11 protein-coding genes are annotated in these 15,508 nt (G+C 56.1%); 8 read left to right on the top strand and 3 right to left on the bottom strand.

What is annotated here, in order from left to right; genetic code table 11:
* Nucleotides 1–24 precede the first annotated feature (24 nt).
* Both BM155_RS13600 and maiA read right to left on the bottom strand, forming a co-directional pair.
* A complete protein-coding gene (locus tag BM155_RS13600; RefSeq protein ID WP_074903708.1) occupies nt 25–498 on the bottom strand; it encodes an LEA/WHy family protein in 474 nt (157 codons plus the stop codon).
* 161 nt (nt 499–659) lie between these two features.
* On the bottom strand, nt 660–1,289 hold the full coding sequence (gene maiA / locus BM155_RS13595) for a maleylacetoacetate isomerase (protein ID WP_067152938.1): 630 nt from the start codon (nt 1,287–1,289) through the stop codon (nt 660–662).
* A 449-nt stretch (nt 1,290–1,738) separates the two neighbouring features.
* On the opposite strand from maiA, the gene BM155_RS13590 reads away from it, so the two are divergent.
* The 5 genes from BM155_RS13590 (at nt 1,739) to BM155_RS13570 (ending at nt 8,054) form a co-directional block, all read left to right on the top strand.
* The gene (locus BM155_RS13590; protein ID WP_082817431.1) at nt 1,739–2,251 is read left to right on the top strand and encodes a MarR family winged helix-turn-helix transcriptional regulator; all 513 of its coding nucleotides are present in this window, start codon (nt 1,739–1,741) and stop codon (nt 2,249–2,251) included.
* 32 nt (nt 2,252–2,283) lie between these two features.
* Nucleotides 2,284–3,474, top strand: coding sequence for an amino acid aminotransferase (locus tag BM155_RS13585; RefSeq protein WP_067152940.1), 1,191 nt, complete (start codon nt 2,284–2,286; stop codon nt 3,472–3,474).
* A 162-nt stretch (nt 3,475–3,636) separates the two neighbouring features.
* The gene (locus tag BM155_RS13580) at nt 3,637–5,028 is read left to right on the top strand and encodes a class II 3-deoxy-7-phosphoheptulonate synthase (RefSeq protein ID WP_067152943.1); all 1,392 of its coding nucleotides are present in this window, start codon (nt 3,637–3,639) and stop codon (nt 5,026–5,028) included.
* Nucleotides 5,029–5,514: 486 nt separating this feature from the next.
* On the top strand, nt 5,515–7,740 hold the full coding sequence (locus BM155_RS13575; RefSeq protein WP_074903704.1) for a M3 family metallopeptidase: 2,226 nt from the start codon (nt 5,515–5,517) through the stop codon (nt 7,738–7,740).
* A 107-nt stretch (nt 7,741–7,847) separates the two neighbouring features.
* Entirely contained in the window at nt 7,848–8,054 is a 207-nt protein-coding gene (locus BM155_RS13570; RefSeq protein ID WP_067152947.1) for a DUF2905 domain-containing protein, read from the top strand.
* 102 nt (nt 8,055–8,156) lie between these two features.
* On the opposite strand, the gene BM155_RS13565 is transcribed toward BM155_RS13570, so the two are convergent.
* Nucleotides 8,157–10,343: a TonB-dependent hemoglobin/transferrin/lactoferrin family receptor gene (locus tag BM155_RS13565; RefSeq protein ID WP_074903846.1), complete on the bottom strand. Its 2,187-nt coding sequence runs from the start codon at nt 10,341–10,343 to the stop codon at nt 8,157–8,159.
* 219 nt (nt 10,344–10,562) lie between these two features.
* Here BM155_RS13565 and BM155_RS13560 point away from each other — a divergent pair, with 219 nt between their 5' ends.
* From BM155_RS13560 to cobN, 3 genes are read left to right on the top strand one after another with little or no spacing between them, the layout of a single operon-like run.
* Nucleotides 10,563–11,093, top strand: coding sequence for a MotA/TolQ/ExbB proton channel family protein (locus BM155_RS13560; RefSeq protein ID WP_067152949.1), 531 nt, complete (start codon nt 10,563–10,565; stop codon nt 11,091–11,093).
* Nucleotides 11,093–11,458 (top strand): DUF2149 domain-containing protein, encoded by a 366-nt coding sequence (locus tag BM155_RS13555; RefSeq protein ID WP_067152951.1) that lies wholly within the window; start codon nt 11,093–11,095, stop codon nt 11,456–11,458. Before BM155_RS13560 ends, BM155_RS13555 begins: the two co-directional genes overlap by 1 nt.
* Nucleotides 11,455–15,405, top strand: coding sequence for a cobaltochelatase subunit CobN (gene cobN / locus BM155_RS13550; protein WP_074903702.1), 3,951 nt, complete (start codon nt 11,455–11,457; stop codon nt 15,403–15,405). The genes BM155_RS13555 and cobN overlap by 4 nt, the downstream gene beginning before the upstream one ends.
* Nucleotides 15,406–15,508: the final 103 nt, after the last annotated feature.

The following is a 15,508-nucleotide window of genomic DNA, read 5'->3' as shown; positions in this document are numbered from 1 at the left end:
CTTTTCCATCGGCCGGCTGCGCTCTCACAGGTAAGGGCTCAGCCGCACCTCCCCGATTCTGCGCACTTTGATCGAAGGCACGATCGACCTGCGCAGTCCCAGTTTCGCCTCCAGCTCATAAGGCACCCTATCACTGCGGCCGCCGATCAGTTCAGCGGCGGCAAATAGTGATCCCACCAGACTCGCTGTCGCATCCACCGCAATATCGCCCTGACCGTAGGCTGCTATGGTCGGGAGATCATTGGAAGTTCCGGTGATCACTTTATGCCCGGCCAAACTCAAGGTGTAGTAAAGGCCGGATAATGCCAGTTCCGTATCGTTGGGGTTGAATACCCGCAGGTGAATGCGGAAGCGCAGATCACTGCCGGGGCCGGGCGGCATGGGTTCGAGCGCAGTTACCTCGACTTCCGGCTGTTGGAAACCGGGAGAGAGGGTGGCACAACCGCCGATTAGCAGGGGCAGAAAAAATAACAAAAAAGGGCGGTAGAGTTTGGTCATAAATTATCCTTTGGGCGCCTCTGAACATATCACTCCCAGCGAAAAGAGTCCGCGGACCGGCGAGCGGTGCAAGCGATGGCGTTTTGACAACACCGGGAGCACTATTGTTCAAGGGGAGACCGGGGCGCGGCACATGGGCGCGCTGACGCCCCGCTTGTAGCTCATAGCGTGCTGTCAGGCTGGTTTTCCGGTCGTGCATCGACAAACGCCGCTATGTCACTGCAGGCGTTCATGATGCGGTGAATGGCGGGATACTCGGATATATCCATGCCGAAGCGTTGCGCGCTGTAAATTTGCGGTATCAGGCAGCATTCGAAGAGTCCCGGTCTATCCCCGCCCGCGAAAGGTGCCGGATCAAGCTGCTTTTCCAGCGCGGTAAATCCTTCATGGATCCAGTGCTGAATCCAGTGGATCTTCTGCTTATCGCTGATGGCGTACTCCGATTGCAGGTACTGAAGTACGCGCAGGTTTTGGACAGGCTGTATATCACAGGCGACGCTATAGGCCAGCGCGCGGACCTTCGCCCGTTTCAGCGGGTCGCCCGGCAGCAGAGGCGGCTCCGGATATTGTTCGTCCAACCATTCCAGTATTGCCAGAGACTGGGTGAGCACAGTGCGGCCATCCACCAGCGCCGGTACCAACCCTTGGGGGTTGAGCTTTCGGTACGTATCTCCCCGCTGTTCACCTTGTAAAAGATTTACTGGTGTGTAGTCGTACTGCAGCCCTTTTAAATTGAGGCCGATACGTACCCGGTAGCTCGCGGAGGAGCGGAAATAGCCGTGAAGTTCCATCTTGATTCCTTTTTCTGTTGTTTTGAGGCAAGCGGTCGGGCAATAGGAGTTTTTTGTTCCGGCCGCGAAGAGTATTGGCGGGGGCGTCCGCAGCGGCTTGACGACTGGTGTCGCCCTCGACGCGGGGGAAGTGAATCCAGTGCTTCATAAGCCACTCCCGTCTACTGATGACCCGAGGTGCCGCATAAGGTCCGGAGATATGTTTCGCTCGCCGCGCAAATAGTTATCGTCATAATGCGTTTTCGATACCAAAAATGGCGCGTAAAGCCGTATAATGCGCGGTCGATTTTGCCTGATGACCTGCGCCTTCCCTAGGGAAAATATCTGGCGGCGGTGGTTACAATTGAAACCAATGTTAGTTACATTTGTAACCCGGTACAACCTCGGGCTTCTGTCCGGGTGTGACACTGGTGGATACTCCCCAGAGTAATACAGGTTAGAAAACAGCCATGACGACTGATAATAATGTGCCCCAAATGCAAATGGAGACTGGAACCGCTGCGCGCGGCGATCTGCATCTGGAAAAATTTCTGCCCTACCGCCTGTCGGTGTTGTCCAACCGTGTGAGCAATGCCATTGCCCAGGCTTATGGAGCGCGGTTCGATCTGACGATTCCCGCCTGGCGGGTGATGGCAATTTTGGGGCGTTATCCCGGGCTGTCTGCGGCTGAGCTGGTGGAGCAGACAGCAATGGACAAGGTGGCAATCAGCCGCGCGGTATCGTCCCTGCTGAAAAACGACTACATTACCCGCAGCGAGGATCCGGCGGACCGCCGCCGCCAAGTGCTGAACTTGTCAGAGCTGGGGTGGAAGGTCTACGAGCGCATTGTGCCACTGGCGCAGCAGTACGAGAGTGATTTGATCTCATCGCTGAGTGTCGAAGAGCGCGAGCAGCTGGATGGCATTATCGAAAAGCTGATGAGCCGCGCTCAGGCATGGGCCGAGCGGGGTCTGATTGATTGACAAAAGAGCGAAGATTATTGAAGGAGTTTGCGATGTTTGAGCAGCTGAACAGCCTGCCGCCGGACCCCATTCTGGGCCTGTTGGCCAGCTACCGCGCTGATGAAAACCCTAACAAAATCGATCTGGGTGTTGGTGTTTATAAAGACGAGGCTGGTCATACGCCGGTGCTTCAGGCGGTTAAGGAAGCCGAAACCCGCCTGTTGCAGAGTGAGGAGACCAAGGCCTATATCGGCCCGGCGGGAACCCCCGGTTTCAATGCGGCAATGCAGGAGCTGATACTCGGAGCCGACCATCCGGTTTTGCGGGCTGGACGCGTGCGCTCAGCGCAGACACCCGGTGGCTGCGGTGCCTTGAGGGTTTTGGCGGAATTCGTCAACCGCGCGAAAGCGGGCGCTACCATATGGGTCAGCGATCCCACCTGGGCCAACCATGTGCCACTGCTCGGCAATGCCGGTTTGAAGATCGAAACTTACCCCTACTACGATCGCGCCAGCAGCAGCCTGCAGTTCGACCGGATGGTGGAAACCCTGAAGCTGGTGGGCGAGGGTGATCTGGTATTGTTGCACGCCTGCTGTCACAACCCATGTGGGGCCGACTTGTCCCGGGAGCAGTGGCAGGTGATTGCCGAAATGGCGCAGAAGCAGGGTTTCACGCCCTTTATCGATATGGCCTACCAGGGCTTCGGCGACAGCCTGGACGATGATGCCTGGGGGCTGCGCCTGATGGCAGAGTCGGTGCCGGAAATGCTGGTGGCGGCCTCCTGCTCCAAAAACTTCGGCCTCTATCGGGAGCGCGTTGGTCTGGCGATGGCGATTTACAATAATGGCTCCGATGCGGACAAGGGGCAGAGCCAGATGCTCAACGTTGTTCGCGGCAACTACTCCATGCCGCCATCCCACGGTGCGGCCATCGTCGAGTCAATTCTGACTGACGCCGGGCTCAAAGCCAATTGGATGGAGGAGCTGGCCGAGATGCGCGAGCGCATCAACGGCCTGCGCGCGGGCCTGGTAGAGAACTTGGCGGCAGCCGGCGCTTCCGGCGACTTCAGCTTTATTCAGCGTCAGAAGGGGATGTTCTCCTTCCTCGGTATCACACCCGAGCAGGTGCAGCGTCTACAGACGGAATACTCCATCTACATGGTGGATTCCAGCCGCATCAGCATTGCAGGCTTGAGTCAGCACAACATGGACTATTTCTGTAAGGCGGTGGCCAGCATACTCTGAACTTGGCCATATTGCCGAATACCCGCCGTTGGCTGAAAGACTGGCCCTACTACCCGCGCGGTACTTCCCGCGCGGTGCTGCCATTACTGCAGAGGGCGGCGGAAAGGCACTTAACACTTAGCCGAGCAGGCATCGACGAGTTGTAAACACAAAGAGCCGAAAATGGATATTGAGGTAGATACCCCCGTGTCTGAATCCCCCTCCCAGTGCTGGAGCCCCGACAGTTGGCGTAAATTCGAGGCCAGGCAGCAACCCAGTTACCAATCTCCGGAGCAGGTGGCGGAAATCACCAAAGAACTCTCCGGTTATCCGCCCCTCGTTTTTGCGGCCGAGGCCCGTGAGCTGCGCCGGCAACTGGCACAGGTCGCCGAGGGCAAGGCATTCCTACTACAAGGGGGCGATTGCGCTGAGTCCTTCTCGGACTTCAATGCCAATCGCATTCGCGACACCTTCAAAGTCTTGCTGCAAATGGCAGTGGTGCTCACCTTTGCGGGCAACATGCCGGTGATCAAGGTAGCGCGCATGGCCGGCCAGTATGCTAAGCCGCGCTCTTCGGATATGGAAACTGTCGACGGTGTTGAGTTGCCCAGTTATCGCGGCGACATTATCAACGATATTGCATTTACCGCCGATGCCCGGGTTCCTGATCCCCGGCGTATGCTGACCGCCTACAACCAATCGGCGGCCACGCTTAATCTGCTGCGCGCTTTCGCCCAAGGTGGCCTTGCGGATCTACATCAGGTTCACGGTTGGAATTTGAGCTACCTCGAAAACAATCCCCAGCGGGCGAGATATGCGCAACTGGCAGAGCGGCTGCAGGAAGCACTCGAATTTATGGCGGTGTGTGGTGTTACTTCCGAAAACACGCCCGCTATCCGCGAGACAGTACTCTACACCTCCCATGAGGCGTTGCTGCTGGATTATGAGCAGGCACTGACCCGGACCGACAGCCTAACCGGAAAGTGGTACGACTGCTCGGCTCATATGCTGTGGATTGGTGAGCGCACGCGCCAACTGGACGGCGCTCACGTTGAATTTCTCTCCGGTGTTTGGAACCCGATCGGCGTCAAGGTGGGGCCGGGGATGGACGGAGACGAGTTGCTGCGGCTGATCGACAAGCTCAACCCCAATAACGAGGCCGGCCGTCTGACCTTGATTACCCGGATGGGCGCGGAAACTCTCGGAGAGAAGTTGCCGGCCCTGGTGCGGGCGGTGCAGAGGGAAGGGCGCTCTGTGGTTTGGAGTACAGATCCCATGCATGGCAACACAGTCAAAGCCAGCAGTGGCTACAAGACGCGCGACTTTGAAAAAATACTGCGCGAAATTCGCGATTTCTTCGCTGTGCACCGCGCCGAAGGGACCCACCCGGGCGGGATTCACCTGGAAATGACTGGTCAGCATGTCACCGAGTGCACCGGCGGGGCCTGGAAAATATCAGAGGCCGATTTGGCCAGCTGCTACCGCACCCAGTGCGATCCACGCCTCAATGCCGATCAGGTGCTGGAGCTGGCCTTCAATGTGGCCGAGTGGCTGAGAGATGGGCGCAACACCTGATCATTGAACCCGCGCGGAGCTTCGGCTCCGCGAGTGACTGCCGCTTCGAGCACTGTCGGGAAAACTCAGATTTATCTTGGGGGAGGCCGGGGCGCGCGGGGCGGGTCAGATCAAGCGATTCATTCACTTACCAGTGGCAAGCCTGCCGATAGATCACATCACGCATACGGCTCCAGCAGTCGTACACACTGCGAATAGCCTCATTTATTTCTCGCGCCGTGAATAACCGTTGATCGGCTAGTAGCGGTATTCAGTGCCCCTAAAAAGAATACACTTAAAAAGTCGTTATCAATTGGCGCATTCAATCCCATTAGCAACTTCCTTGCCAAACGCGTTAATCAGGGCAGGGCGTTTATCGACAAAAACAGTCCTTATACCGTTATCGGAGAAGGAGATTGGCGGCGGGGATTGACCACGGCGCCATAACTGGGGTTACACTCGGTCGTTTAACAGTTTCAAAAGAAAATATCTGAGAGGAGATTGTCGATGCGCCAGACGCTGATCGCTGTGTCTATCGCCGCCGCTTTGGCAGCTGCCGCGGGTTGTGGCAAGGACACAGGTCAAAACCCGTCCGCGGATAACCAAGTACAAACTAAGCAGACTGCAGGGGCCAAGGCCGATGGTGGCGCCGTTGCCGCTAATAGCCTGCTCAAGGAATGGACGGGGCCATACGGTGGCGTGCCGGCATTTGACACCATGCGCCTGGAAGATTTGAAACCGGCACTGGAAATCGCAATGGCGAATCAGCTGGCGAATATTGAGGCAATTGTCAGCAATCCCTCAGCGCCGACTTTTGCCAACACGATTGAAGCACTGGAGCGCAGTGGTTCGGATCTTGACCGGGTATTTGTCTACTACGGTATTTGGAGCTCCAATCTGTCGTCTCCGGAATTCCGCGCTATTCAGCGTGAAATAGCGCCTAAGTTGGCGGAGTTCCAATCAAAAATCACGCAGAATGACCAGCTGTTCCAACGTGTGAAAGCAGTTTATGACCAGCGGGAAAATCTCGATCTGAACGCCGAGCAGAAGCGTGTGGTGGAGTTGATTTACGACGATTTCGCCATGAACGGCGCGACCCTGAAGGGGGAGGCGAAAAAGCGCTATGGGGAAATCAACCAACGCTTGGCGGAGTTGTATACCCAATTTGCCAACAATGTGCTGGCAGACGAAGAGGGGTACGATATTTTTCTCACTAAAGATCAGTTGAGCGGCCTTCCGGAATCCATTGTCGCCGCTGCGGCGGCGTTGGCAGAGGAAAAAGGTCAGAAGGGCAAATACGCGATCACCAATACGCGCTCCTCAATGGACCCCTTCCTTACATATTCTGACAACCGCGCGCTACGCGAGAAGGTGTGGAAGAACTATTACAGCCGGGGAGATAACGGCGATGCGCACGATAACAACGCTATCATTGCCGAAATTCTGAAACTGCGCGATGAGCGCGTTGGGCTGTTAGGGTTCGACAACTACGCCCAATGGCGTCTGCAAAATCGCATGGCGAAGACTCCGGAACGCGCCATGGCACTGATGGAGGCGGTTTGGCCGGCGGCGATTGCCCGCGTTAAGGAAGAAGTTGCCGATATGCAGGCGGTAGCAGATGCGGAAGGTGCTGATATTACCATCGAGCCCTGGGATTACCGTTACTACGCCGAGAAGGTCCGCAAGGCCAAGTACGATCTGAACTCGGACGAGGTCAAGCAGTACCTGCAACTGGATAAACTGCGCGAAGCTATGTTCTTTGTTGCCGGTGAACTGTTTAATTTCAGCTTCACGCCGGTAGAAGAAGGCAGTGTACCGGTGTTCCACGAAGACGTTAAAGTTTGGGAAGTAAAAGACAAGACCAGCGGTGAGCATATCGGTCTGTGGTACCTCGATCCCTTCGCCCGTGCCGGTAAGCGTTCCGGTGCCTGGGCCACCATGTACAGGGATCACACCACTTTCGACGGCAAGCAAACCGTACTGGCCTCCAACAATTCCAACTTTATCAAAGGTGCTCCGGGGGAGCCGGTGCTGGTAAGCTGGGACGACGCGGAAACCTTTTTCCACGAGTTCGGCCACGCTCTGCATTTCCTCTCTTCCAACGTGGCTTATCCGACCCTCAACAGCGGTGTGCGGGATTACACGGAATTTCAGTCGCAGCTGTTGGAGCGCTGGCTGTCTACCGATGCGGTGATCGACAAGTATCTGGTGCACTACAAAACTGGCGAGCCGATTCCGTCTGAGCTGGTGGCCAAAATTAAGAAGGCGGCGACTTTCAACCAGGGATTTGCAACCACGGAGTACCTCGCTTCCGCGCTGGTGGATATGAAGTTCCATACGTCCGATCCCAAAGATATCGATCCGGATGCCTTCGAGCGTGAAACTCTGGAGGCACTCGGTATGCCGGACGAATTGGTGATGCGCCACCGCTCCCCGCATTTTGGGCATATTTTCTCTGGTGAAGGTTACTCTGCCGGTTACTACGGTTATCTGTGGGCGGATGTGCTGACCTCCGATGCTGCAGAAGCTTTTGCGGAGTCTGAAGGTGGCTTCTACGACAAAGAAGTGGCTGCGAAACTGGTGAAATACCTCTTTGCTCCACGCAACGCCATAGATCCGGCGGAAGCCTACCGCGCATTCCGGGGCCGGGATGCCCGTATTGACGCATTGATGCGGGACCGCGGTTTTCCGGTACCGGAGAAGCAGGCCGATACGGTTGCCGCCCAGGAATAATGGGTTAGGAAATCGCTGATACAGCCTTGTGGGCGCCACGACTGGTTCGGGGCGCTCGCGGGTAGAGATCAGCGGTTCTTGCACAGCGCATTCGACAGGGAGTGAACATGGCGAAATGGCTGATGATTGCCGGTTGCGTTATGCTCGCCACCGGTGTGTTACTGCATTTTTTTCCCGGTCTCTTCAGCTGGTTTGGGCGCCTGCCGGGTGATGTGCGGATAGAATCCGGACGCAGTCGGATTTATTTTCCGGTAGTGTCAATGCTTGTGCTGAGCTTGGTGTTGAGCGTGATTATCAATCTTTTTCGGCGCTGACGCCGGGCGTTCGCTTTACCATTTCATCCCATTTTGTGAGGGCCACTTCGACGGCATGCAGATGCCGTCTAGTTGGCCCTCTCTCGTTTCTGTCGCCCGGAATCAGAACTCGTACTTCACCGAAGCGGCAAAGGTGCGGCCTGCAGCCGAGTTGACGGACAGATCTGCATCCTCATCCCATCCTGCCACATTGAGGTAGGGCACATATTCCTTATCCAATAAGTTGTTGGCCATTAGATGGAAGGAGAGCTGTGCCGTTGGCTGATAGCCGATGGTCCAATCCACTACTCCATACCCTGCTGTTTCCGCTTCGCCCTCGTTGACCCGATCCATGTGGTCCGCCCAGCGCAGAATCAGTTGACTGGAGATCTGGTCGCCGCTGTAGGCTGCGCCCAAAACCCCGGAGAGGGGACTGATGGACTGCAGGTATTCACCAGTTGTGTCGTTCTCCCCGCGCTGATAGCTGGCGTTGGCAAACAGCTCTACTGTAGGGGTCAAATACCAGTTGGCGGCGACCTCTATGCCTTTGATGGTTACCGAGTCGATATTCCGGTACTGATAAGTTTCATAGACGTGGGAAAAGCTACCGTCACTATTGAAGAAGGTGTCACTGTCGATCAGCTGGACTTCTAGAAAGTCGTCGTAACTGGAGTAGAAAAGGGCGGAGCTGAAAGCGATATTGCCAATATGGCCACGCAGGCCCAGTTCGACAGTATCACTGGTTTCCGGGGACAGGTCGTCCGCCGGCACGACTTCATAAATATAGGATGCCGTGGGTTGCAGGTAGTGCTCTAGGTACGCCAAGTCATAGGCGGGGACTTTGAAGCCCTGGCCGTATTGGGCGAAAGCGGTGAGCCTTGGGCTGAGGCGGTAGAGTGCGCCGAGGTTAAACGAAACATTACTTTCTTCGATGGTGGCATAGGGGGTGCCATCGGACTTGAGGGCGCCGTTCGGGTCCATTTCGTACCAGTCATAGCGCAGGCCCGGTGTTACGGTTAGAGCGCCGCCAGCGAGAGTGATCTCATCGTTCACAAACAGTCCGGCTCTATCGACATCGTTCTTTGGGAATTTTTCCGAGGTTTCATCCAAGGTGATTTGAGGTGTGGAGGTGCCGGTAGTCAGAGCCTCTCGAAATTCGTGCACTTCGCGGATGCTCTCTGTGGTTTCCAGGTCTAACCCATAACCAAGGGTGTGTCTTTCATTGAGGGTCTTGAAGGCATTCGACAGGAAACCGTGGGTTGTCTGAGTGTAAACACCGGTTTCCCACATGTCCCGCAGCTCCATCACGCCAAACATTGGTGCATTGATGTCCAGTTGACCGTACTGCTCGTCTGTCTGTTCGGACTTGTTCCGGTACAGACTGATATTCAGTTGATCGTATAGTGGTGTTGCAGTTTCGCTGTGATAGCGGAGCTGGTATGCATGGGTTTCTTTCTCAGATATTGAGTGCTCGTCGACAATGTTGTATCCGTAATCGGCCAGGCCGCGGAAATAGTAAAGTAACCCGTCCGCCGCCTCACCGAGGCTTTCCTGCTTCCATTGCTCCGCACTGAAACTGAGAAAGTCCTCTCCCTGGAGGTGGTATTTGGCCTTGTAAAGTAAGCTGTCGGATTCGATTTCGAAGGGATCGCGGGTTTCCGCGTAGTTTTGCTCCTCGCTACCGTCGCGGTAGGTCAGGTGCAGCAATTGTTCGAAGTTGCCTGTGCGGAAGGCCAGGGTAGGGGACACGTGTGTCTGGCTGCTGATACCGTCATAACCGGTTTTGATGGCGCCGCCGAACTGCTCCCCATCTGCCAGGTAATCGCTGGCATCTTTGGTGGTGAAGACTACGATGCCCGCCAGGGCATCGGAGCCGTACAGGGAAGAGGCAGCCCCCTTGGCGACCTCAACCTGTTTCAGTGTGTCCGTCTCGATCATGCCGCGTCCCACGACATCGTTAAGGCCGTTGGCACCATAACCCTCGTTCATCCGCATACCGTCTTTGATCATCAGTACCCGGTCGGCCCCCATGCCGCGAACCAAAATATTCTGGGCGCCGCCGGTGCGGCCGGTGACTTCCACTCCCGGCTCATATTTGAACAGTTGGTTCATATCGTTCATTTGCAGCTTTTCAATCTCATCTCCAGTGACGACAGAGATGCTGCCGGTGACATCTTTCAACGGTTTTTCCGCGCGACCGCTGACAACAACCAGCTCCAGATCATCGTCAGCCGAGCTGGTTTCCTCTGCGTAAAGGCCGGGGGCGGAGAGCAGCCCAAACAGGGCTGCGGCGAGGGGATGGCGTTTCATGGTCAGGTCCTTGTTGATCATTATGTGAGCGTTTTGGAGGCCGATTGCGGCAGAGAGTCGCAGTTTGCGGCCCCGATAGCGGCGAATTATAGATATGCGTATACCAATGTAAAGCTAAATGAGAACAATTATCAAAAAGATTTGGATTGACCCGGCGTGTAGCTTTCGGTAAGTTGCGCCCCCGTCCAATGCATACCAATAAAGCTGGCGAGGTGCTCTTTGAACATTCAGGCAATTGAAAATCTGATGGCCAGCGTGGCCGACCTCTTTATGGCCCCCGTACTACTGGCCATTCTGGGGTTATTTGTCTATTCCCTTTACGCCTGCGGCCGTTTCATCTCCCTTTGGATGTTGCGCAGGAAGAACGCGGTGGCCTATGAACGGGCTCTTCAGCGCGGGGAGGCGCAATGGCTGCCCGGCTACCAAGTACACAATTACTATGTGCGCAATCCCCAGGCGAGCGAAGATGAGCTGGAAGTTTTCGCATTGAAGAGGCTGGAACTGCTGCGCCTGGCTACACGCATAGCGCCCATGCTGGGCCTGATTGCGACCATGGTCCCGATGGGGCCGGCACTGCGCGCGCTGGCGGACGGCAATATACAGGGGATCAGTGAAAATCTGATTATCGCCTTCGCCGCGGTGATCTGGGGACTGGCCATTTCTACCTTGACCTTCTGGCCGGCGTCCGTGAAAAAGCGCTGGTTTGCCTCAGAACTGATCAACATCCGCAAACTGAAGGAGGCCGCCTGATGCGTTTTCTGGAGGAGGATGAGGAGCTGAATCCGATTCTGAGCGCGGTTAATTTGATTGATGTGTTTCTGGTGATCATTGCCGCACTACTGATCGCCATTGCACAAAATCCGCTCAATATCTTTTCCAGCGAAAAGGTTACGGTTATTAAAAATGCCGGTGAGCCAGAAATGGAAGTGATCGTTAAGGACGGCAAGGAGATCAAACAGTATAAGTCCACAGGAGAGATTGGCTCCGGCGAAGGCACTCGTGCCGGAGTTGCCTACCAGATGGCCGACGGCAGCCTGGTTTATGTACCGGAAAACAATAAAAAGGGAAGTGCGGGGGCTGGTACATCCCAGGGCGCTGGAGGTAAATCGCAATGAGAAAATACAGTCTGTATTGCTTGGGATTACTGTTTGGACTGCTGTCGCCCCTGTTGGCCCAGGCGAATGAATCCGGCGCGGCCAATTCAATCAAAGTATTGCTGATGATGTCCGGCCACACGGCGGTGGCCAAAGGGGAACTGCTGAAGGAAGTATCGGCGGACCAGCCATTTACGCTCGAGGTATTCCAGAGCAAGGGCAAAAGTGAGGAACAGATTGAGCAAGCCTGGTCTTCTGCGGACTTGATAATGCTCGATGGCATTAATCCAGCCTTGTCCCAGTACCTGTTTGCCAAATTCCGACCGCTGCTGGAAAAGTACCCGCAGGTTCCGGTCATCTCCCTGGGTGACTTGGAAAACAGTGCGATGAATCAGGGCCTGAATGGTGAACAGCGCAGTCGCATCGGTGGTTACTTTAACAATGCGGGGCGCAAGAATTACCGCAATCTGATGCGCTACCTGTCATCAGAGGTTTTTGCTCTTACGGACGTATCGGTGCCTGTCCCTATAGAAGTCCCGGAGGTGGGACTTTACCATCCGGACTACCCCAATCTGATGACAGACAAGGAAACCGCCTTCTTCAACTGGCTCAAGGCCGGAGATGAACAGCCGGTGATTGCCGTCGCCATTCACCGTTCCGTTATTGACTACGAGCAGCGGCAAGTGGTGGACGCACTAATTGCCGGGCTACAAGATAAGGGCGCCAAAGCATTTGGCTTTTTCTTTGAGGGTGAAGACCTGCCGCTCAACTATCCGGAACTGTTGCAGGATGACAAAGGCCGGACCCGGATCGATCTGATGATCAACTATCGGGCGCTGCACTATGTGACCAAACGCCGCGCCGAATTTGAGAAACTCGGCGTGCCGGTGATCCACGCACTCAACTACACACAGGGTGATGAAGCGGCTTATGCGGCGGATAACAGCGGTGTATCCCCCTCTTTGACGCCGTTTTTCCTGGTCATGCCGGAAGATACCGGCAGCATCGATCCGGTGCTGATCGCCGCCAACGACAAGGGCATCAAGGCGGTAATGAAGGATCAGTTGAACGCGCTGGTGGAGCGCGCCTGGAACCACGCGCGTCTGGCGCATATTCCCAACGCCGAGAAAAAGGTGGCTACCTTTATTTGGAATTACCCTCCGGGGGAAAAGAATATAGGCGCTGCCTTTTTGGACGTGCCGTCGTCAATTGAAGCCATTGCCAGAGAGATGAAAGCGCGCGGTTACCAGATCGAATTGCGGGATTCAGACACCTTGATTGACTGGGCTGGGCAGCTGTTGCGCCCTTATTATCGCCGCGAAGATACCACCGCCCTCGTTGACAAGGGCTTGGCGGACTGGATGCCCTTGTTCACCTATCGGGAATGGTTTGACACCCTGCCTGCGCAGGTGCGTGATCCCATTGTCGAACGATGGGGAAAACCAGAAGACAACGCCATGCTCGCCGAGCACAACGGCGAGCCGGCTTTCGTGATACCGCGCATGAAGCTCGGCAACCTGATTGTTCTGCCACAGGGGCTGCGCGCGGACAATGCGAAAGACCATGCCTCCCTGTATCACGATATGAAAACTCCGGTTAATCACGCTTATCTGGCGGTCTATCTCTACGCGCGCCGGACCTTTGGTGCCCACGCCTATATTCACCTTGGCACACACGGTTCCCAGGAGTGGCTGACGGGCAAGGAGCGGGGTCTTTCGGTGTACGATGCCCCCAACCTCGCCGTGGGTGATATTCCGGTTTTTTACCCCTACATCATCGACAATGTGGGCGAGGCGATGCAGGCCAAGCGACGCGGGCGCGCCACCATGATCAGCCACCTGACGCCCGGTTTTGCCAAGGCCGGTCTGTACGCCGAGGTGGCGGAGCTTTCGGAGCTGATCAGCAGCTATCAGGTGTTGGGGGAAGGGCAGACGAGACAAAATACCCGCAACCGGATCGCGGCCCTGGCAGAAAAACTCAATATGCTCGCGGACTTGGGGCTGTCCAAGGAAGCCTTAAATAAAGACTTCGATACGCAGCTCAACCATCTGCAGGATTATCTGAATCAACTGGCGGAAATGAGTCAGCCCCTGGGGGTGCACCGCTTTGGCCAACTGCCCAAGCCCGAGCATGTCACCAGTACGCTGTTGCAGATGCTGGGGGATGGCTATATCAAGGCCGCCGCCGAATACGAGCGGGCAAATGGTCTGAGTCTGCCCGCAGAGAGGGCCAGGGACGAACGCAATGTGGTAGCGCTGCAAGCCCAGCCCGGCTATCAACTGTTGGATACCTACCTTTCCGGTGGCGAACTGCCGCACTTGTCGGAAAATCTGAGGAATCAACTGCAAGCGGGTCGCGAGTACGCAGACAACTTCGCCAGTATTGCCGAGCTGGAAAACCTGATGTCGGCTCTGAACGGCGGCTATATCCCGGTCAGCCACGGTGGTGACCCGATACGCAACCCCAAGGCAGTACCCACAGGGCGCAACCTGATCGGTTTCAACCCGGCCAAGGTACCGTCCAAAGCGGCTTATGAAGCCGGGGTGCAACTGATGGAAGAAACCATTGCCGACTACCGTGCCAAACACGGCCGCTACCCGGATAAATTGGCCTTTACGCTCTGGTCCCTGGAAACCATGCGTCACCAGGGCGCCCTGGAAGCGCAGATACTGCACGCCCTGGGCTTAAAGCCCAAGTGGAATCAACAGGGCAATGTGATCGGTACCGAGGTCATTCCCTATTCAGAGCTGAAGCGGCCGCGCATCGATGTGGTGATCTCAGCCACAGGGCTCTACCGGGATGCGTTTCCCAACGTGATCCTGTGGCTGGCAGAGGCCATCGACAAGGTGGCGCAGATGAAAGACGACAACAACTTTGTCTATCGACACAGCCAGTCCCTGAAGAAGGAATTGCTGCAAGAGGGCAAGAGCGAGGAGGATGCGCAGTACCTGTCGTCGGTGCGTATTTTTTCTAATGAGACAGGTGCCTACGGTACTGGCCTGAGCGGTGCCAGCCTGGCCTCCGATACCTGGGAGACGGACGACAAGCTGGCGGATCTCTATATGCGTCGCATGGGTTTTGCCTACGGCAAAGACGAGTCGCGCTGGAGCGAAGACCAAAGAGACGCAGGTCTTTACGGCAGAGTGCTGTCTGGCACGGATGGGGTGATTTTTTCCCGCTCCACCAACCTTTACGCGCTGATGACTAACGATGACCCTTTCCAGTATTTTGGCGGCGTCGGTCTGGCGGTACGCAACCTGGATGGCAAAACACCGGAAATGTATGTGTCCAACCTGCGTCGCACGGACGACATCAAAACCCAGACACTGGATGAGTTTATCAATCAGGAAATGCGCAGCCGCTATTTCCACCCGCGTTGGATTCAGGCCATGCAGGAATCCGGCTACGCCGGTGCCACGGCGATACTGGACAGGGTTAATAACATGTGGGGTTGGGAAGTCATGACGCCGGAAGCGGTGCGCGACGATCAGTGGCAGGAAATGTTTGAAGTCTACGTGAACGACAAATACCAGCTGGAGATGCGCGAGTTTTTCGAGACCCACAATGCCGAAGCCCTGGCGCAAATTCTGGAGCGCATGCTGGAATCCGTGCGCAAAGGTTACTGGGCAGCGGACGCGGAGACAGTCAAGAAAATGGTGGAAACTTACGCGGAGTTAGCGGAAACGTTCGACGTGGCCACCGATAACGAGAAATTCAAGGCATTTGTCGACGCGCAGGCTGCAGGTTTCGGCCTGGCGCCCCTGGCGACCGCTCAGGCAGCTGATGTGTCCCCGGCTCCGCAAGCGGCCGCGGCGCCGACCCAGCAGGTCAGTGGACAAAAGCTGGAAGAGGTGGCGCAGCCCTCGGCAGACAGTGATTCCAGGGTTCATCTGTGGCTGCTGTTGCTCGGAATTCTGCTCGCCGGCTTTATCAGCGGCCTGGTCGAGCGGCGGCCTGCCGCGGCCTAATTCCCCGGCAGGCCCTGGGCCACAATCGGCGCCGAGTGCACCGGTTGTGGTGCTTATGCCGGATACGCGGATTTGCCCGTGTAGGATCGCAATGGCTACGCCG

The sequence above is a fragment of the Microbulbifer thermotolerans genome, assembly GCF_900112305.1.
GTDB classification, from domain to species: Bacteria; Pseudomonadota; Gammaproteobacteria; order Pseudomonadales; family Cellvibrionaceae; genus Microbulbifer; species Microbulbifer thermotolerans.
This window is presented reverse-complemented; position numbering and strand designations above follow the sequence as displayed.

Bases quoted from the DNA above. Each gene is read 5' to 3' on its own strand.
- BM155_RS13600 (WP_074903708.1), bottom strand. From the start codon at position 498: ATGACCAAACTCTACCGCCCTTTTTTGTTATTTTTTCTGCCCCTGCTA.
- maiA (WP_067152938.1), bottom strand. From the start codon at position 1,289: ATGGAACTTCACGGCTATTTCCGCTCCTCCGCGAGCTACCGGGTACGT.
- BM155_RS13590 (WP_082817431.1), top strand. From the start codon at position 1,739: ATGACGACTGATAATAATGTGCCCCAAATGCAAATGGAGACTGGAACC.
- BM155_RS13585 (WP_067152940.1), top strand. From the start codon at position 2,284: ATGTTTGAGCAGCTGAACAGCCTGCCGCCGGACCCCATTCTGGGCCTG.
- BM155_RS13580 (WP_067152943.1), top strand. From the start codon at position 3,637: ATGGATATTGAGGTAGATACCCCCGTGTCTGAATCCCCCTCCCAGTGC.
- BM155_RS13575 (WP_074903704.1), top strand. From the start codon at position 5,515: ATGCGCCAGACGCTGATCGCTGTGTCTATCGCCGCCGCTTTGGCAGCT.
- BM155_RS13570 (WP_067152947.1), top strand. From the start codon at position 7,848: ATGGCGAAATGGCTGATGATTGCCGGTTGCGTTATGCTCGCCACCGGT.
- BM155_RS13565 (WP_074903846.1), bottom strand. From the start codon at position 10,343: ATGAAACGCCATCCCCTCGCCGCAGCCCTGTTTGGGCTGCTCTCCGCC.
- BM155_RS13555 (WP_067152951.1), top strand. From the start codon at position 11,093: ATGCGTTTTCTGGAGGAGGATGAGGAGCTGAATCCGATTCTGAGCGCG.
- cobN (WP_074903702.1), top strand. From the start codon at position 11,455: ATGAGAAAATACAGTCTGTATTGCTTGGGATTACTGTTTGGACTGCTG.